17 protein-coding genes and 2 pseudogenes are annotated in these 17,555 nt (G+C 58.5%); 7 read left to right on the top strand and 12 right to left on the bottom strand.

Annotation, left to right across the window (positions count from 1 at the left end):
• On the top strand, window positions 1-204 hold a 204-nt coding region (locus tag HKD27_RS15690; RefSeq protein WP_194690156.1), incomplete at its 5' end, for a transposase.
• A 1-nt stretch (window position 205) separates the two neighbouring features.
• The gene (locus tag HKD27_RS15685) at window positions 206-409 is read left to right on the top strand and encodes a helix-turn-helix transcriptional regulator (RefSeq protein WP_228518595.1); all 204 of its coding nucleotides are present in this window, start codon (window positions 206-208) and stop codon (window positions 407-409) included.
• A gap of 220 nt (window positions 410-629) precedes the next feature.
• Here HKD27_RS15685 and HKD27_RS15680 read toward each other — a convergent pair whose 3' ends face one another.
• The 5 genes from HKD27_RS15680 to HKD27_RS15660 are packed head-to-tail and all read right to left on the bottom strand — an operon-like array spanning window position 630 to window position 8,250.
• Entirely contained in the window at window positions 630-1,997 is a 1,368-nt protein-coding gene (locus HKD27_RS15680; RefSeq protein ID WP_043550790.1) for a HAMP domain-containing sensor histidine kinase, read from the bottom strand.
• Window positions 1,997-2,662 carry a response regulator transcription factor gene (locus HKD27_RS15675; RefSeq protein ID WP_043550791.1) on the bottom strand — a complete coding sequence of 222 codons (666 nt, stop codon included), beginning with the start codon at window positions 2,660-2,662 and terminating at the stop codon, window positions 1,997-1,999. Before HKD27_RS15675 ends, HKD27_RS15680 begins: the two co-directional genes overlap by 1 nt.
• Entirely contained in the window at window positions 2,659-5,736 is a 3,078-nt protein-coding gene (locus tag HKD27_RS15670; RefSeq protein WP_194690155.1) for an efflux RND transporter permease subunit, read from the bottom strand. The genes HKD27_RS15675 and HKD27_RS15670 overlap by 4 nt, the downstream gene beginning before the upstream one ends.
• A 7-nt stretch (window positions 5,737-5,743) precedes the next feature.
• Window positions 5,744-6,940 (bottom strand): efflux RND transporter periplasmic adaptor subunit, encoded by a 1,197-nt coding sequence (locus tag HKD27_RS15665; protein ID WP_253440707.1) that lies wholly within the window; start codon window positions 6,938-6,940, stop codon window positions 5,744-5,746.
• On the bottom strand, window positions 6,937-8,250 hold the full coding sequence (locus HKD27_RS15660) for a TolC family protein (protein WP_052403800.1): 1,314 nt from the start codon (window positions 8,248-8,250) through the stop codon (window positions 6,937-6,939). The genes HKD27_RS15665 and HKD27_RS15660 overlap by 4 nt, the downstream gene beginning before the upstream one ends.
• 176 nt (window positions 8,251-8,426) lie before the next feature.
• Between HKD27_RS15660 and HKD27_RS15655 the strand changes: the two are divergent.
• Window positions 8,427-9,246 (top strand): annotated as a pseudogene (locus HKD27_RS15655) (IS5 family transposase).
• A gap of 83 nt (window positions 9,247-9,329) precedes the next feature.
• The gene (locus HKD27_RS15650; RefSeq protein ID WP_081894216.1) at window positions 9,330-10,154 is read left to right on the top strand and encodes an IS5 family transposase; all 825 of its coding nucleotides are present in this window, start codon (window positions 9,330-9,332) and stop codon (window positions 10,152-10,154) included.
• A 16-nt stretch (window positions 10,155-10,170) separates the two neighbouring features.
• Here HKD27_RS15650 and arsH read toward each other — a convergent pair whose 3' ends face one another.
• From arsH to HKD27_RS15625, 5 genes are all read right to left on the bottom strand, one after another.
• Window positions 10,171-10,869, bottom strand: a complete 699-nt coding sequence (gene arsH / locus HKD27_RS15645) for an arsenical resistance protein ArsH (protein WP_194256151.1) — start codon at window positions 10,867-10,869, stop codon at window positions 10,171-10,173.
• A gap of 25 nt (window positions 10,870-10,894) precedes the next feature.
• Window positions 10,895-12,190, bottom strand: coding sequence for an arsenic transporter (locus HKD27_RS15640; RefSeq protein WP_288144836.1), 1,296 nt, complete (start codon window positions 12,188-12,190; stop codon window positions 10,895-10,897).
• 35 nt (window positions 12,191-12,225) lie between these two features.
• Window positions 12,226-12,612 carry an arsenate reductase (glutaredoxin) gene (gene arsC, locus HKD27_RS15635; protein ID WP_194690154.1) on the bottom strand — a complete coding sequence of 129 codons (387 nt, stop codon included), beginning with the start codon at window positions 12,610-12,612 and terminating at the stop codon, window positions 12,226-12,228.
• Entirely contained in the window at window positions 12,609-12,962 is a 354-nt protein-coding gene (locus tag HKD27_RS15630) for a helix-turn-helix transcriptional regulator (protein WP_173585257.1), read from the bottom strand. The genes arsC and HKD27_RS15630 overlap by 4 nt, the downstream gene beginning before the upstream one ends.
• A 77-nt stretch (window positions 12,963-13,039) precedes the next feature.
• Window positions 13,040-13,735 (bottom strand): VIT family protein, encoded by a 696-nt coding sequence (locus HKD27_RS15625; protein ID WP_043550858.1) that lies wholly within the window; start codon window positions 13,733-13,735, stop codon window positions 13,040-13,042.
• Between the two features lie 196 nt (window positions 13,736-13,931).
• Between HKD27_RS15625 and HKD27_RS15620 the strand changes: the two genes are divergently transcribed.
• The 3 genes and pseudogenes from HKD27_RS15620 to HKD27_RS16815 all read left to right on the top strand — a co-directional run.
• Entirely contained in the window at window positions 13,932-14,501 is a 570-nt protein-coding gene (locus HKD27_RS15620) for a cytochrome b (RefSeq protein WP_043550861.1), read from the top strand.
• 228 nt (window positions 14,502-14,729) lie between these two features.
• Window positions 14,730-15,803, top strand: coding sequence for an alkene reductase (locus HKD27_RS15615; protein WP_011251554.1), 1,074 nt, complete (start codon window positions 14,730-14,732; stop codon window positions 15,801-15,803).
• Between the two features lie 434 nt (window positions 15,804-16,237).
• Window positions 16,238-16,345 (top strand): annotated as a pseudogene (locus HKD27_RS16815) (recombinase family protein); the annotation flags it as partial.
• A gap of 127 nt (window positions 16,346-16,472) precedes the next feature.
• Here the strand turns inward: HKD27_RS16815 and HKD27_RS15605 are convergent.
• Entirely contained in the window at window positions 16,473-17,252 is a 780-nt protein-coding gene (locus HKD27_RS15605) for a DUF4019 domain-containing protein (protein WP_081105755.1), read from the bottom strand.
• Window positions 17,249-17,555, bottom strand: a 307-nt coding sequence (locus HKD27_RS15600) for a recombinase family protein (protein ID WP_173574824.1), incomplete at its 5' end; no start/stop codon positions are given. The genes HKD27_RS15605 and HKD27_RS15600, both read right to left, overlap by 4 nt.

Raw genomic sequence — 17,555 nt, 5'->3', positions numbered from 1 at the left:
CCATCACGCAAAGGCCGCAGCACTCCACAAAACACCGACTGGTGGCGCTACAGGGATCGTAACCGTATCGAAAGAATGTTTAACAGGCTCAAGCAGATGCGCCGCATCGCAACCCGTTACGACAAGACCGCCTTGTCATTCATGAGTTTCCTCAATATCGCCGCCGCAAGGCTCTGGATCAGCTCTTTTGTCAACGTGACTTAGGTTGTTTGAAGTCGAGACCGGCATGAGCTTCAGCCACTATCGTCGGCAGGTGCAGATGCAGGCCGCCGTTGGCATGCTGGCATCAGGCATGCCAGTTGGAGAGATTGCGCACGCACTTGGTTATTCCACGGCATCCGCGTTTGCGTTTGCATTTCGCAAGACTCTCGGCAGTCCGCCTAGCCAATTTCGTGATCAGGTTGAATGATCTGATTATCAGTCTGTTTAAGAACAAAAGATTGCGTTCTTCGTCGTGGACACGTGTCGATAAGTCCGACCGGCTGTTCTCGCCTCTTCTCGGACGTCGCAGGGCCGTCCGAAGCTTTCTCAAAGCGGACGTCGCAGCACGGCATACAAGGGCTTGTCTCTGCCAGTGCCGGAGCGGTTCATCGTACCCTGCGCCTGAAATCAGGTAGCCAGGACATCAATCAATAGTTCTTCGATCCCTCCCAACTGGCTTCGACTTCGGTATCGCCGGACGGGAAACGAACAGTAACGACAATACCCCTTGTTTTTCCTGGAGCAGGGGAGGTTATCGTGATGTCAGCCTGAAGCTGAAGAGAGACCTGTCGCACTATCGCAAGCCCGAGACCACTGCCTTCAGCGTTAGTTTTACCTCTCACGAAGGGCTTTTCCATATTCTGCAAACTCTCAAGTGTGAGGGGATCGCAGTCATTAAAGATCAGAATTTCGGAATTCTCCGTTACAATCACGTGCGCCGGCCGCAGAGAAGAACCATGAAGAACAGCATTTTCCAGAAGATTACGAAACAGGATCCCTGCGGCATCCATGTCGCCCCGAATCATGAGATGAGGGACTCCTGAAAGGTCAATGGTCTGGTTTTTTTCTCGCTCAAGCTCCCGTGCCAGAAACTGGATGACAGGCACCAGATCAAATATATCCCCCGTAAGAGCGATTCCCGACGTTACTCGTGAAAGCTGAAGGAGTTTTTCCATCATCCGGCCAATCCTGCGGGCCTGGTGCATGATGGTCGTCGCGCGCTCTTCATATTCTGAACGCTGAAGCAGATTTCTGAGGACCTGCACCTGCGCCAGAAGCGCGCCTATGGGGTTGCGCAGCTCATGTGCGGCATTCGCGGCAAAGGCGCGTTCGGTCGAGAGCGCCATTTTCAGACGTTCAAGAAGAAGATTGACGGCGGAATGAATTGTCACAAGCTCTTCGGGCAGATCCAGCGGCGGGATTGGAACCAGATTGGTACCGCCTCTACTCCTGATTTCGTGCTGAAGGCTTGTGAGGGGACGCATGGCGCGGCGGACGCGCCAGCGGACCAAGACCCAGATTGCCGGAAAAAATATCACCATTGGCAGGACTGAAATCAGGATAGCCCGCCTGACTGCTTCATTTCGGTGAAAGGCCGGCTCCCCCACCAGAATGTAATGGCGACCGGATGCGGAAGGGACACTATACACCCGGAACGACGGCACATTGTAAAATCCCATTTTCAGTCGGGGAACAAACAGCGTCTCTGGTGCATTCTGCGATCTCACCTCAAGGCGGCCGTCCGGCGAGGCAATCTGATAGGCCAGTGTACGCCGATTCACACCGGGCAGGCGTGCGACCTGACCACCTGGCGTGGTGCTCTTCTGATCCGTTCTGTCCAGTTCACTGATGACGAACTCCAGGCGTTCGGCCACTTCCTGCAGCGAGTTGTCGAGACGCTCCGTGACTTCATAGCGGGTAAAGGCCGCGACGAGGATACTGAGCAACACCAGCGCGCCTAGCACGATAATCAGTGTCCCGGACACTATGCGGGACGCCAGGCTCCAGCGCTTCATCAGGATGAACTTTCTGCAAGGCTGTAGCCTCTGCCCCGGACCGTCACGATCAGGCCGGGTCCGGTTTTCTTTCGTATCCTGCTGATAAAGACTTCAATGGCATTGCTCTCCACATCGTCGCTGAGGCCATAAAGAGCATCTTCGATCTGCTCGCGGCTGCACAGTGCCCCCGGTCGACGGGCAAGAAGTTCGACAATGGCCCATTCGCGCGCGGAAAGATCGATCGTGCGTCCTTCACGTCTGAGCTGTCGCCGAGAAAGATCGATCTCCACGTCATCAATGATCACAATATTATCCGGCAATGCGATGTATCGTCTGGCGACTGCTTCAATACGGGCGACGAGTTCGTCGAGATCGTAAGGCTTGACGATATAATCGTCTGCTCCCTCCGACAGACCTGCAATCCTGTCGCTTATCTGGTCCTGAGCGGTTGTGATCAGGACAGCCAGAGAAGAACGATTTCGCCGGATCTCACGCAGAAGGTACCGGCCATTGCCGTCTGGAAGCCCGAGATCGAGCAGAAGAAAATCGTAAGCGGACGCTCTCAGGGCTGCCCGCCCGTCAGTCAGGGTTCTGAACCAGTCGGCAACATGACCAGCCTGACGGACACGGTCCCTGACGGCAGAACCAAGAGCCGGTTCGTCTTCGATGATCAGGATTTTCATGATTCACGATTTTTCATGATGCGAGCATACAGTGAGGGCAACACAAGCAGCGTCAGAAGTGTCGAGGAGATCAGCCCCCCAATCACAACAGTGGCCAGCGGGCGCTCGACCTCGGCACCGGCGCTTGTCGAGACGGCCATGGGGATGAAGCCCAGACTGGCCACCAGAGCGGTTGCCATGACAGGACGGAAACGCTCTTCTGCCGCCTCAAAGGCCGCCTGGGCAGCGCTGCGCCCTGCCAGACGCAGGGACTGGATCGCGGTAACAAGCACTACGCCGTTCAGAACGGCCACGCCGAACAGGGCGATAAAGCCAATCCCGGCGGAGACACTGAACGGCAGGCCCCGAAGACACAGGGCAAGAATACCACCTGTTGCGGCGATTGGCAGATTGATGAAAACAAGCCCCGCCAGCCAGACGGAGTTCAGAGCAAGAATTAGCAGGGCAAAAATCAGAATCAGAGCGACCGGCACGACAAGTTCCAGACGCGCCATGGCTGAACGCAGATTCTGGAACTGACCCGCCCAGACCATGCGATAGCCTGCGGGAAGGTTGACTTTTTTACTGACCGCTCTTTGTGCTTCCGTCACGAAAGAGCTGAGATCGCGCCCGCGCACGTTCGCCTGAACAATCAGACGGCGGCGGATCGCGTCCCGACTGATGCGGGGCGGACCGTCCTGAACCGTAACCTTCGCAACTTCCGAAAGAAGGACGGCGCCCCGGCCGTCGGCGCGGCGGATTCTCAGGCGGGCGATCTGATCCCGTGTTCCGGCCTGGGCGGGATCATAGCGGATCTGCGTGCTGATTAGCGCGTTATTGACCGTAACGGGCCGCCCGATATGACCGCCGACAGCTTCCACCACATTTAGAAGTTCCTGCTGCGAAACCCCGAGACGGGCGGCCTGTCTGCGGTCGATGTCGATATGGATGAAAGAGATGCTCCCTGCCCCCTGCGGCGCCACATCCGCTGCGCCGGGAATGGCTTTCATGATACCGGCCACCCTGTCCCCAAGGCGTGTCAGGGTGGCAAGATCATCGCCATAGATCGAAACGGCGATCTGCGTGCGCACGCCGGACAGCAGATCATCCATCCGCATCTGGACGGGCTGGCTCCATGACTGTTGAGCGCCCGGCAGTTCATCGCTCATGACCCGGCTCATCGCCGTGACGAGACCTTCCTGCGTGCGTGCGGTGGTCCATTGCGACGGTGGCTTGAGGAAAATGAAGCTGTCGGTCTCGTTGACGCCCATCGGATCGGTCGGAATCGCAGACGTGCCTGTGTTGCTTACGACGCTGGTGACTTCCGGAAACCGGCGCAGGATGCGTTCCTGCAGGGAGACCTCCTTCACGGCCTCCGAGAGTGAGATCCCCGGCAGGCGCGTCGTCGTCATCGTCAGCGCGCCTTCACCGAGAGACGGGATGAACTCGCCGCCCAGATGCAGGCCGATCCAAACGGACACGCTGAAAATCGCGATCGTCGTGCCGAAGAGAATACGCGGTCGGGTTTCACACCAAGCCAGCATCGGGCCATAGACGCGACGAAGGGCAGCAACCAGGCGCGTATCATTATGACGACCGTTCGATTTCATCACCAGTGCCGCGATGACGGGCATGCCGACGACGCAGTAAAAGAGCGAGGCGAGGAGCGCCATGATCACGGTTTGCGCCATGGGCCGGAACATCTTGCCCTCGATACCCTGCAAGGTCAGGATCGGCAGATAGACCATGATGATGACGAGAATGCCAAAGCTGACAGGCCGGAGGACTTCTGCGGCTGATGATACCGCCAGCGTGAAGAGTGGCGTGCTCTGTCCGGTGGCGCGATCGCGCGCGCGATGGGTCATGAGATTTTCCACCACGACCAGCGAACTGTCGACGATCATACCGAAATCAATTGCGCCCAGACTCAGCAGATTGGCGGAAATCCCGAAGGCGCGCATTCCCGTCATGGCGCAGACGAGGGCGAACGGAATGACGGAGGCGATGACCAGTGAGGCCCGCCAGTCGCCGATCACCACGATCAGGACGCCGATCACCAGGGTCGCGCCGATGATGAGGTTTTCCTTCACCGTCGCGATTGTGCTGTCTGTCAGTGTCGAGCGTACATAATAGGGGTCGAGCGTCACGCCTTTGGGAAGGGACTGCCGGATGCCGGGCAACGCCGCATTGATGGCGGCCAGCGTGGCATCGGAACTCGCGCCCATCTGCATCATGACGACACCGATCACGATCTCGCCCTGACCGTCACGGGTCACCGCGCCCAGACGTGTTCTCGGCCCCATGGAAATGCGTCCGACATCCCGCAGGAAAATGGCGGAGCCGTTGGCATTGGTCCTGACAGGAATGGAGCCGAAATCATCAAGCGAGCCGATCAGGCCGCGTCCGACCACGATCTGCTGCTCCTCGTCATGCTCGATCCACCCGCCACCGGATGCGGAGTTGTTGCCGTCCACGGCCTGGAAGACATTGTCGACCGAAACCCCCAGCGCCAGAAGGCGGGCCTGATCGAGGGCAACCTGGAATGTCTCCTCCGCGCCCCCGTTCACGTTGACGTCCACCACCCCGGGTACGAGCTTCATCTGTGGTGCGACCGTCCATGTCATCAGGCGGTTCAGATCCATCAGGGAATAGCCGTTTCCCTTGATCTGTAACTGCATGATCTCGCCCAGCCCCGTTGTCAGCGGCCCGATATTCACGCTCACGCCTGGTACGGAGATCAGGGTTCTGGCCTGCTGAATCCGCTCCTCGACACGGGTGCGATCGAGATTGATGTCCGTGTCGTCCGCGAACTGGACATACACGACGGAAACCCCGGAACGTGACACGGACCGAAGATCGGTCATGTCCGGGATGCCCGCCATACTGGTCTCAATCGGGAACGTGATCAGTCGTTCGACTTCTTCCGTGGCAAGACCCGGAGCGACAACGGAAACGAGCACCTGTCTGGGCGAGATGTCCGGCACGGCCTCAACGGGGAGGCTCCGCACCATGAGGCAGGCGGCAATGAAAATCAAGCCAAGCACACTGAGAACCAGCCAGCGTCGGGCCTGAAGAGCAGAAAGAAAGGCACGCATGGCGGTGTCAGTCTCCGTCGGACAGATCAGAGGTCTGTATGATGGCTTTCAGGGCAAATGCGCCATGCGTCACAATCCTGTCGCCCACCGTGAGGCCGGAGACGATGACCTTTTGTCCGGCGCTTTCGGCACCGACGTGAACCTCTTGCGGGCGAAAACGGTCGGGGCCGACGGGCAGGAAGACGGTGCTGATGCCGTTGATCTCCGCAACGGCACTTTCGGGCACGATAATGCCTTCAGTTCGGGCGCGTGTCGGCAGGTGCGTATTGAGAAACATGCCCGGGTGAAGATGGCCTCCGGGGTTCGCTGCGCGGCTGATGACACGAACAAGGCCGGTCACGGGGTCCGCCAGATCGCCGACTGACGTTATCTTCGACGTCAGCAAGGTCATTGCGCCATCTGCTGGCAGTTCCGTTGTCTGCTCACCACCTTCGACGATCTGAGCGGCATCCTGCGGGAGGATGTCCGATACGATCCAGACCGACGACATGTCGGCCAGAGCCACCAGTTCCGTCGCGGGCGAGATATCATCCGCAACACCGACAAGCACGCTCTGCACCTCACTCGTGGTCGGCGAGATGATGGAGGATGTCTCATCTGTGGGGGTGATCTGTCCCTTGTCCGATTCCGTTACGGAATTGTATTCTTCATCAAGCTGGTGTTGCAGAGTATCCACATCAGCCTGCCGGGCCGTAATATCGTCTCTTGCTGCTTTGAAGAGCGCTAGACGGTGCCTGGTTTCTCCGGCGGCAACCGTTATCCCTTCCAGATCACGGCTCCGGCTATAGGCTGCGGCAGCATTCTGATAGGCTGCCTGTGCCGTCGACAACGCAGACTGCGCCTTTGTCATCTCAAGGCGGACCAAATGCAGGGAGTGATCCTGATACGTAAGAAGAACCTCGCCCTTGCGGACATGCTGTCCAGGTACAACAGCCACATTCAGAATTTTTCCTGATCCAGCAGGATGAATGCGAACGATACGGCTCGCGTCAGACATGACGGTGCCCATTGCGTCGAGATTTTCCCCGAGCGTGCCATGTTGCACCACTGAGATCACCAGCTTGGCATTCGCCCGTGCAGCCGCTCCCATCGTGATGGTCTGTTCGTCGTCTGTCGCGAATGCGGGCTGTGTGAGCGCCCCGGAGAGGCAGAACAGCGCCAGAAGCCACCTCTGGTGTCCGATGACGACTATTCTGAAGCTCACTGGAATTCTCCTGCTGCGATTAATGTCCGGATGATTGCGGCATGCCAAGCGATCTCCGCCTGATTACGCGTCTGCAGTGCGCTGTACGCAGCAGCTCTGGCACGCAGAAGTTCGATCAGCGATGTCTCACCAGCCTGCCACGACCGAACCATCTCATTGGCGCGCTTGTTCATATCGTCAGCGGACAACACTGAATTTCTGAATGTGTCCTTTGCCGCCGTCAGGTGGACAAAAACCTGCGCCAGTTCCTGGCGTACGCTTCGACGGGCCTGCTGTTCTTGGTTGGAGGCCGCGGCTAGCTTGTTTCTCGCTTCGGCCTCCAGCGGGACATTGCGGACGTCACTCGGCAGAGGGACCGACACTGTAATGCCCACCCGATCATCCCATGGGCTGCCATACTGTTTCTCATGAATCGCAGCGACACCAACTTCCGGGTCGGGCATGAATGAAGCCCGTGCCAGACGCATACCTTCTTCCGCCGCACGGACAGCCTGCTGTGCGGCTCTTACACGCGGATCGTTGTCCTCAAGAATCCTGACGGAAGTCAACCTTGCACGCGCGGCAGCCGGATCATCGTAGGAGAGGATGTTCGGTACCCCGGAGCGGCCCAGCACGATGCGAAGCGCTGACGTCGTCGTTTCAACCTGCTCGACGGCCAGTGAATGCTCGCTGGCTGCGTTCGCCAGATCGGCGGCGACGGCATGCTCATCTGCCAGAGTATTCTCACCAGACCGGACGCCATGCTGGACAGACAGTTTTATTTTTTCCAGCGTTTCCCGCAGTGTCTGAGCAATGCTGAGACGTTTCCGGGCCATCAGCACGCCGGCGGAGGTATCCAGAACCCTCATGGCGACAGCCATCCGCTCCACATGCAGCCGTTCCTGTACGGTCAAGGCTTCTGCTTTCGCCGCTTTAACAGTAGCGGTGCCCTGTCCGGGCAACCAGAGGGGAACAGAAACACTCCCCTCGTAGGTTGTGTATCCCTCATTGCTGCCGATGGCGTGATCGTCAAAATACTGACCCGACACCGTCGGGCCTCCTGCAAACCAGGAGTCGGCAGCCTCGGCCCGTGCCGATGCCGAACGATAGTTCGTATTCAGTTCATCCCGCCCCGGATCGACGGACCATGCCGCTTCCACCCCCTGGGCAAAGGTGAGGCTCTGACCTCTGGCCTTTGAAATAAGAGCTGAAGAAAAGCAGAGGGTGACCAGGGTGAGAGCGATACAGAAAGTACGGATTTTCAGGAAATGAATCCCTGCCCATTCCGAGGCGCGGTTAACGACCTGATAATCGACATGACGAGTACACATGAAGTTCAGTCGGCTTTCTGTATCATCGCGTGAATGAGCTGCGGCAGGATCTTCAGTATATCAGGCGAACCTGACAGTTTCCTGAACGCTGCCCACGATCACGACATCGAACTGTTCGGCCATTTCCCGGCTAAGAGCCTGTTTGGAAAATCGATCTGATGTGATTCAAGCTCTGGATGTGGACGCCAGAGCAGAGGGGCCGGATGGCCAGGATCACCCGTAAGACGAAACGCTACCCGTCTGACATGACAGACGAGGAATGGGAGCGGATCGTGCCATTGATGCCAGGTCCTGAACGTCGTGGCCGCCCACGAGAGGTTGAATTCCGTGAGGTGATCAATGCGGTGCGCTATCTCGTTCGTTCAGGCTGCGGTTGGCGGATGCTGCCGATCCACTTTGGGCACTGGCGCACGGTCTATGGCTGGTTTCGTGAGCTGGCGCGACGGTTCCTGTTCCAGACCATCCATGACGTTGAACTGATGCTCGACCGGGAGCAGGCAGGCCGCGAGGCCAGTCCGACAGCAGCGGTGATCGACAGCCAGAGCATCAAGGCGCCTCATGCCAGGACAAGGGGTTACGATGCCGGCAAAAAAGTCGTCGGACGCAAGCGGCATATCGCCGTCGACACGGACGGGCGCCTTCTGATGGTCAACCTGACTCCGGCCGACATCTCCGACAGTGCCGGCGCTCAGATGATCCTGGATGCGATCCGCAGGCGTTGGCCGTGGGTGAAGCATCTGTTCGCCGATGGCGCCTATAACCGCTTGAAGTTGATGGACAAGGCGACTTATCTGGATTTCATCGTCGAGATTATCCGCCGCCATGACGGAGCAAAGGGCTTCGAGGTGTTGCCGCGACGCTGGGTGGTCGAGAGGACCTTTGGCTGGATGACCCGCTGGCGCCGGCTCGTGCGTGATTACGAGCGCCGCGTCGACGTGTCACAGGCCATGCGTCGCCATGGGCGCCAATCTCATGCGCAGAAATGCTCACCCGTGATTTTCCAAACAGGCTCTTAGAGCCCTTTTGGAAATTCGCTGTGATAGGTTTTCAAGAGGTTTTGAGCGTGATTCAACGGCAGGATGTGGACGCCAGCCCAACGAGGCTGCATGGCCAGCATTACGCGCAAGACGAAACGCTATCCGTCTGATCTGACAGATGAGGAATGGGAGCGCATAGCGCCTCTGATGCCCCCTGCGAACCGGCGTGGCCGGAAACGGACAACCGATTTCCGTGAGATCATCAACGCGTTGCGCTATCTCGTGCGCTCAGGCTGCGGCTGGGAGATGCTTCCGGTTCATTTTGGCCCATGGCAAACGGTTTACTGGTGGTTCCACAGGCTGATGCGCCGTTTCCTGTTCCAGACCATTCATGATGTCTGTTTGATGCTCGATCGTGAAGCGGCAGGACGCGAAGCCAGTCCATCGGGTGGTGTCATTGATAGCCAGAGTATCAAGGCACCCCACGCAAAGACACATGGTTATGACGCAGGCAAGAAGATCGTTGGTCGCAAGCGGCACATTGCCGTCGATACGGCTGGCCGACTGCTTCTGGTCAGACTGACACCTGCCGATATTTCGGATAGTGCGGGCGGACAGATGATCCTTGATGCCATTCGTAAACGCTGGCCGTGGGTGAAGCACCTGTTCGCAGATGGGGCCTATGACCGCTTGCAGTTGATGGACAAAGCCGCCTTTCTCGACTTCACAGTCGAGGTCATCCGGCGGTCAGATACAGCAAAAGGGTTTGAAATCCTGCCGCGTCGGTGGGTTGTGGAACGGACCTTCGGCTGGATGATCCGCTGGCGTCGCCTTGTGAAGGACTACGAACAGCGGATCGACGTCGCAGAGGCCATGATCCACATCGCCATGGGAAGCCTCATGTTACGCAGAAACGCTCATCCCTGAATTGCCAAAAGGGCTCTCACAGCTTTTCAGGCAGGCGGTGTTCTGATCTGCGCTCGCTGTAGCGATCGACAAGGTAGTCGGCCCGGTCCCGCAGCAGCCAGGTGAACTTCATCAGTTCCTCCATGACATCCACCATCCGGTCATAAAGGGGAGACGGTTTCATCCGATCATCGTCACCGAACTGGGTATAGGCCATCGGCACGCTGGACTGATTGGGGACGGTGAACATCCGCATCCATCGTCCCAGCACCCGCAGGGCGTTGACGGAATTGAAGCTCTGCGAGCCGCCCGAAACCTGCATGACCGCTAGCGTGCGACCTTGCGTCGGGCGGATCGATCCTTCGGTCAGAGGCAACCAGTCGATCTGGTTCTTGAATACTGCCGTCATGTTCCCGTGGCGTTCGGGGCTGCACCAGACCTGGCCTTCCGACCAGATCGAGAGTTCCCGCAGTTCCTGAACCTTGGGATGCGTAGGCGGCACGGAATCCGCAACCGGCAGGCCAGTCGGGTCGAACACCCGTGTCTCGGCCCCCAGTACCTTCAGGATGCGTTCGGCCTCCAGAACCAGCAGACGGCTGAACGAGCGCGGCCGCAGCGAGCCATACAGCAGCAGGATGCGTGGCGGGTGGTCAACCCGTGGTTGCGGTTCCAATCGTGCGAGATCGACCGGTTCGAGATACTCCGGGTGCAGGGCGGGCATTTCCGGCTTGGACATGGTTCCATCAGATCCTTCGGTCTTGTCAGGGATGGCTGATCAGGGGCAGCCACAAGGCCAGTGCGGCAAGTGTGACCAGCAGGACGGGTGGCGTGATCACCAGACCCACCGTCATGTATTGCCCCCAAGTGACCCGACGGTTTTTGGATGCCAGCACATGCAGCCACAGCAGGGTGGCGAGACTGCCGATCGGGGTAAATTTCGGCCCGAGGTCACAGCCAATGACGTTGGCGTAAACCATCAGGTCGCGGGTCAGAGGCGTGATGTCGTGCGCCTGCTGGATCGCGAGCGCGCCGATCAGAACACCGGGCATGTTGTTCATGATGGACGATAGAACAGCCGCCAGAAAGCCGGTGCCGATGGTGGCCGTGAACGTCCCCTGATGACCGAGCCAGACCAGTACCACTGCGAGATGATCGGTCAGCCCGGCATTGCGCAGCCCGTAGACCACCAGATACATCCCCAGCGAGAAGAACACGATCTGCCACGGCGCGCCCCGCAGCACGCGGCTGACGGGAATGACCTTTCCATATCCGGCAACTGCCAGCAGGGTACTGACAGCCAGGCAAGCCACGATACAGACCGGGATATGAAACGGCGCCGTCAGGAAATAGGCCGCCAGCACCAGGGCCAGCAGCGGAAAAGCCGCGCGGAACACATGTCGGTCACGAATAGCCGTGACAGGTGCAGGCAGTTCAGAGACGGGATAGGTCTGGGGCACCTGCCGCCGGTAATAGAGCCACAGCACGGCAAGTGTCGCGCCAAGGGCGGCCAGATCGACGGGGACCATGATCGCGGCGTAGCGGTCAAAGGGAATGTCGAAGAAATTGGCGCTGACGATGTTCACCAGATTGGAAATCACCAGCGGCAGGCTGGTGGTATCCGCGACAAAGCCGGTCGCGATGATGAAGGCCAGCGCCGCGCCATGGTTCAGGCGGAGTTGTGTGAGGATGGCAATGACGATGGGCGTGAGCAGCAAGGCCGCACCATCATTGGCGAACACGGCCGCGATGGCCGCCCCCAGCAGCACGATCAGCGGAAACAGCGTCCGGCCTCGCCCTTTGCCCCAGCGCACGACATGCAGGGCCGCCCAGTGGAAGAACCCGGCCTCATCCAGAAGCAACGAGATGACGATCAGCGCGATGAAGGTAAAGGTCGCATCCCAGACGATGTGCCAGACGACCGGGATGTCGTGCCAGTGGATCACACCGGTCGCCAGAGCCACGGCGGCACCGGCCATCGCACTCCAGCCAATACCGAGGCTACGAGGCTGCCAGATGACGAAAACCAGTGTTGCAATGAAAATGGCGAGGGCCAGCATCAGACGATCCGCTTTCCGACCTCATCCACGATCTTCTAGCCGTCCTCCCTGGCAAAGGCACCCTTCTGCGGCGCGGGAAGAAGGTCCAGCACCGTTTCGGACGGACGGCAGAGCGCAACGCCGAGCGGGGTGCCGACGATGGGCCGGTTGATCAGGATCGGGTGTGCGATCATGGCGTCGATCAGCGTATCATCGCTCAGGGCCGGGTTGTCGAGGCCGAGTTCATGAAAGGGCGTGCCCTTTTCCCGCAGGACCGCGCGCACCGGAACCCCCATACGGGCGATCAGATCAACCAGTTCGGCTCGGCTCGGTGGGGTTTTCAGATATTCGATGATCCGGGGCTCCTCGCCGCTGTTGCGGATCAGTGCCAGCACGTTGCGCGACATGCCGCAGGCCGGGTTGTGGTAGATCGTGATGGTCATGGGCAGGATTCCGGGCTCGGGCAGCAGGAAGACAGGTTCGCGATCAGGGGTGCGCAGAGTTCGGGGCTGCCCGCACAGCAGTCCCTGACGAGGAAAAGCATCAGGTCGCGCAGGCGCGGAAGACACGCGCGATAGACGATCAGCCGACTGTGGCGCTGCGAGGTCAGCAGGCCAGCGCGCGTCAGGGTGGCGAGATGGGCCGAGATCGTGTTCTGCGGGACATCGAGGTGCCGCGCGACGTCCCCGGCGGGCAGCCCGTCCGGTTCGTGGCGCACCAGCAGGCGGAAGATCTCCAGCCGCGTGGACTGGGACAGCGCATTGAGGGCCGAGAGTGCGGATTCTGTATCCATAAATCGACGATCACGGATATATGGGATGAAGTCAAGACTACCTAGGACATGCCTCGTTCAGAGCTTGGAACGCGGCTTCACACGCCGAACAGGCGGCCGATTCCGCCCGTGACGATCATTGCCACAATACCCCAGAACGTCACACGCAGTGCTGGGCGCAGAGGCGCCGCACCGCCAGCAATCGCACCAACGACGCCCAGAACAGCGAGAACTACGACGGACGTCAGGGACACGCCCCAGGACACCCAGGCCACGGGGGTCAGAACAGCTGCCAGCACGGGCAGTAATGCTCCGGATGAAAAGGCGGTTGCTGAGGCGAATGCCGCCTGTATGGGTCTTGCCGCCGTGGCCTCGGACAAACCCAGTTCATCCCTTGCATGGGCACCGAGCGCATCATGCTTCATGAGGGCGACGGCGACCTTGCGCGAGAGGTCTTCATCCAGCCCTCTCTTCTGATAGATCCCGGCCAGTTCGGTGACTTCGCCCTCCCAGTCCGTGACCAGTTCCTGTTTCTCGCGGGCGATGTCGGCGTGTTCGGAATCGGCCTGGGAACTGACCGAGACATACTCGCCCGCCGCCATGGACAGGGCGCCCGCGACAAGCGCGGACAGTCCCGCGACGAGAATGCTGCCGCGTGTCGCATGAGAACTGGCAACGCCGACGATGAGGCTGCCGGTCGACAGCGTTCCGTCATTGGCGCCGAGAACAGCCGCACGCAGCCATCCCAGTTTCTCGACGGCATGACGTTCGGCCAAAGGATGGAGACGCGACATAAGATGACCTGCTGCTTCTGGTGAATACAAATAAAGGTTAAGATGCATCATTTGCCGCGACAACAGATATTTCATTCTGATATTGCGAGTTATTTTCAATATTATTTATGTTTTAGGAAAATCTGTTCTGTTCAGAATCCTGTCAGGTAAGCATGATACGGAAGTGGATTCAGGGTTCTTTTTTGCCGAGACGTATATGCCTTATTCAACGCCGGACATCACGGATAGCCTGCTGCGTTACGACAGGCCGACGATCATCCTTCACTGGATGACGGCCTTTCTGGTGCTGCTTCAGTTTGCTCTTGGCGAAACCTGGAACTGGCCAACAAAACCCGTCCATCATCTGATGGTGGTCGCGCATCTGACAGTCGGCATCCTGCTGACTGCAATCATGGCGTTCCGCATTGTCTGGCGTCTGACGAAAGGCCGGCATCTGTCGGACCTTCTCGTGCCTGTGGACCGGGTATTCGCCCTTGGAGCAGAGTACACGCTCTATGTGCTGCTTCTGGCGGAAATCTTGCTGGGCTATCTCTGGCGATGGGGTGCCGGGCAGACGATGAGTTTTTTCGGCTTCCTGATTCCATCCCCCTTTGCGCGGTTCCCGGCGGAAACCGTGACGTGGTTTCAGACGCTACATTACTGGAACGCCTGGCTGATTATGGGTCTTGCGACAGGCCACGGCGCAGCGGCGCTTTTTCATCAGTTTGTCCTGAAAGACAAAGTGCTTGGACGCATGCTGCCGCGGGGTTCCTCACTCAGTCAGTGATTGCGATCGGGAACCTATCTGATTTTCATGATTGAGCAGCATCGTGATGCCGGATCGCCAACAACGTCAGCTTTTTTCGACTTCCGTTGTACAACAGACGTTCCGCTGCCCCCCCAAAGCAGACAGGCAGTGCTCACCTCAAGTCAGACGAGGTGGTAAGTCTTCTGTTGTATTCCTCGTGAGGCTTCCCAAATTCATAGGAACTGCGTCTTTTAAGAAGGATCTGTCATGACCAGCCTGTTTGAGCCGATTGAACTGGGAAGCATTTACGCCAAAAACAGAATTCTCATGGCGCCGCTGACACGCGGTCGGGGCACCCGTGATCATGTGCCCACCCCCATCATGGCCGAATATTACGCGCAACGGGCCGGAGCCGGTCTGATCATCTCAGAAGCGACCGGGATCAGCCGCGAAGGTCTTGGCTGGCCGTATGCGCCGGGCCTGTGGTCGCAGGAACAGGTGGAAGCCTGGAAGCCCATCACCGCCGCAGTTCACGCCAAGGGCGGAAAGATTGTGGCCCAGCTCTGGCATATGGGTCGGATGGTTCATTCCAGCGTGACGGGCCAGCAACCTGTGTCCTGCTCGGCGACAAAAGCGCCTGAAGCCCTCCATACTTACGATGGCAAGCAGGCTCCCGAAGTCGCCCGCCCTCTCACCAAGGAGGACATTGCCCGCATCCTGAACGACTACGAAAATGCTGCTCGCAATGCCCTTCAGGCAGGCTTTGACGGTGTGCAGATTCATGCCGCCAACGGTTATCTGATCGACGAATTTCTGCGGGACGGCACCAATCATCGTTCCGACGAATATGGCGGTTCGCCGGAAAACCGCATCCGCTTCCTGCGTGAAGTCACCGAACGCGTGATCGCAACGATTGGCGCGCACAAAACGTCAGTAAGGCTGTCCCCCAATGGCGATACGGTGGGCTGCATCGACAGTCATCCAGAGCAGGTTTTTGTGCCGGCCGCAAAGCTGCTGAATGACCTCGATATCGCTTTCCTTGAACTGCGCGAGCCCGGACCGAACGGCACGTTCGGCAAGACCGACCAGCCCAAGCTGCATGGTCCGATCCGCGAAGTCTTCAGGAAGCCGCTGGTTCTGAATCAGGACTACACACGGGAAGAAGCGATCGAGACAGTCGCTACCGGTGTTGCGGACGCCATTTCGTTTGGTCGGCCTTTCCTCGCCAATCCGGACCTCGTGCGTCGTCTGGAAGACAATCTGCCCCAGAACAAGGACGATATCCGCACCTGGTACTCGCAGGGTGCAGAAGGCTATACGGATTATCCGCTTGCTCGCTGATACCCTATTTTTCCCGCAAGTTCCTTCCAATGGAAGGAACTTGCATTTGAACTATAGAAAATATTTAGCCGCCGACGTGATACTTGTCGTGAAGTAGGCGAAATCACCTGAATAGCTCTACTCCCTGCCATGAATGTGAACACTGCGAAAGGCTGTTTTCGATAACTCTATCCCGATAGCCGACTGTCTGTTTCCCCCCCCCAAATGCCCGTAAGTGAATATACCCTGACCAAGAACTGGCCATATGCGGTAGAGCTTCACAATGCCGCTACGGCATGGCCCAAGCCCTATAGGAAAACAGATGTTTCCCGACAGGAGGGAATGCCAATCTGGCGCGCTACCATGTTTCCTGGACAAAATTTCCATGAGGGGTGGCGACAAACCCTGTCGGATTGGTGTACGTGACGGAAACGGCAAAAATAGGGTTTTCCGACATGCTTATCGGCTATATGCGCGTTTCTTCTGTCGATGAGCGCCAGTCAGTGGACTTGCAGCGCGATGCTCTGGTGCAGGCGGGCGTCGATGAGCGACACATCTTCCAGAGGCCATCGTGTGGAAAGTACGCTAAACAACGTTTAGCATGAACAGTAGAAGAACGTCTGGGTAGCGTGATCTTGTCTGAGGGCAAGTCGCTGTTTCTTTGTTGAACAACGGCAAGCAGCACGGAAGTTAGCGGATGAAATATCCGCTAACGCGCCAATATGGCTGTTCACGAGAAAGTACGACGGTTTCAACCGCGTTGGGTTTGTTAGCGAAACGCGTCTGGAACTGAATGATCTGATAGTCACCCGCCGGCGTGCCCGGCAGCGTTTTTGTCTGCATCACGCTTTGGAAGGTGCGTGATGACGGGCGTCCCAACGGTTGTCGTACAGACTGGATCGTAGTGGCCCACTGCGCCGAGGTGATCTTTGCCTTGAACAGTGTGCCTGCGGCTTGCCAGCTTGCATCCCACTGCCCTTCATCAAGCAATTCGACCCATTTGCGGGCATCCGCCGATGCCTTTGTTTCGGCAGGACGGGCAATGCTTGTCGAAATATTCTGGGCGGAAACCCGGGCGTCGTCCTGCCCGCTGATGGTCAAAAGCGCTGCGGCCGCAATGATAAGAGACATGATAAGCATTCCTCCGGTAAGCCACGCCAGGCGATGCCCCGATGATCGCGGCAATTCTGGCTCTTTGGCCCTATCCACCGAAGAAGCTGCTTCGACACCCCCAATTTCCTTGGGGCCGACAAAATTGGGGGTGCCCCCATCCATCTCGGCGAGACGTCGGGCAGCTTCACGGCTGCTCGAAACGCCCAGCTTGCGCCGTGCATCGCGTAGGCGGTCATTTATTGTGTGCACCGACAGACCAAGCGTATTGGCAATGGATTTTGCGTCATGGCCGACCAGAAGCAGACGCAGCGCTTCTTTCTCTCGCGCGCTGAGAACCACTTGATCGTCTGTTGTCATGATACAGCCGATGGTGTCGGCCGCGCGACGCCAAGTCGCTTCATCTCGCGATAGACGGTCGATCGCCCGATCCCGAGCTGACGCGCCGCTTCAGCCGGCGACACGCTCGCCGCGATAAGTTTCAGCGCCGCGCTTACCTTGTCGCTGTCGAGCGGCTGCCGCCCCGGCAACCTGCCCTTTGCCCTCGCCGCCGCAATCCCGTCGCGTGTACGTTCTGAGATCAGTCGCCGCTCAAAATGCGCAATGGCGCCGAAGACGTGGAAGATCAGCTCTCCGGCTGCGGAGGAAGTGTCGATTTTCTCC

This window comes from Gluconobacter sp. R75690, assembly GCF_015244525.1.
Classification (GTDB): domain Bacteria; phylum Pseudomonadota; class Alphaproteobacteria; order Acetobacterales; family Acetobacteraceae; genus Gluconobacter; species Gluconobacter potus.
This window is presented reverse-complemented; position numbering and strand designations above follow the sequence as displayed.

What these genes read in the sequence shown, in the direction of transcription:
- HKD27_RS15605 (WP_081105755.1), bottom strand. Translation starts at nt 17,252, where the DNA reads ATGACAACAGACGATCAAGTGGTTCTCAGCGCGCGAGAGAAAGAAGCG.
- HKD27_RS15660 (WP_052403800.1), bottom strand. Translation starts at nt 8,250, where the DNA reads ATGTGTACTCGTCATGTCGATTATCAGGTCGTTAACCGCGCCTCGGAA.
- HKD27_RS15640 (WP_288144836.1), bottom strand. Translation starts at nt 12,190, where the DNA reads ATGCTGGCCCTCGCCATTTTCATTGCAACACTGGTTTTCGTCATCTGG.
- HKD27_RS15625 (WP_043550858.1), bottom strand. Translation starts at nt 13,735, where the DNA reads ATGTCGCGTCTCCATCCTTTGGCCGAACGTCATGCCGTCGAGAAACTG.
- HKD27_RS15650 (WP_081894216.1), top strand. Translation starts at nt 9,330, where the DNA reads ATGTGGACGCCAGCCCAACGAGGCTGCATGGCCAGCATTACGCGCAAG.
- HKD27_RS15630 (WP_173585257.1), bottom strand. Translation starts at nt 12,962, where the DNA reads ATGGATACAGAATCCGCACTCTCGGCCCTCAATGCGCTGTCCCAGTCC.
- HKD27_RS15675 (WP_043550791.1), bottom strand. Translation starts at nt 2,662, where the DNA reads ATGAAAATCCTGATCATCGAAGACGAACCGGCTCTTGGTTCTGCCGTC.
- HKD27_RS15615 (WP_011251554.1), top strand. Translation starts at nt 14,730, where the DNA reads ATGACCAGCCTGTTTGAGCCGATTGAACTGGGAAGCATTTACGCCAAA.
- HKD27_RS15670 (WP_194690155.1), bottom strand. Translation starts at nt 5,736, where the DNA reads ATGCGTGCCTTTCTTTCTGCTCTTCAGGCCCGACGCTGGCTGGTTCTC.
- HKD27_RS15680 (WP_043550790.1), bottom strand. Translation starts at nt 1,997, where the DNA reads ATGAAGCGCTGGAGCCTGGCGTCCCGCATAGTGTCCGGGACACTGATT.
- arsC (WP_194690154.1), bottom strand. Translation starts at nt 12,612, where the DNA reads ATGACCATCACGATCTACCACAACCCGGCCTGCGGCATGTCGCGCAAC.
- arsH (WP_194256151.1), bottom strand. Translation starts at nt 10,869, where the DNA reads ATGTCCAAGCCGGAAATGCCCGCCCTGCACCCGGAGTATCTCGAACCG.
- HKD27_RS15620 (WP_043550861.1), top strand. Translation starts at nt 13,932, where the DNA reads ATGCCTTATTCAACGCCGGACATCACGGATAGCCTGCTGCGTTACGAC.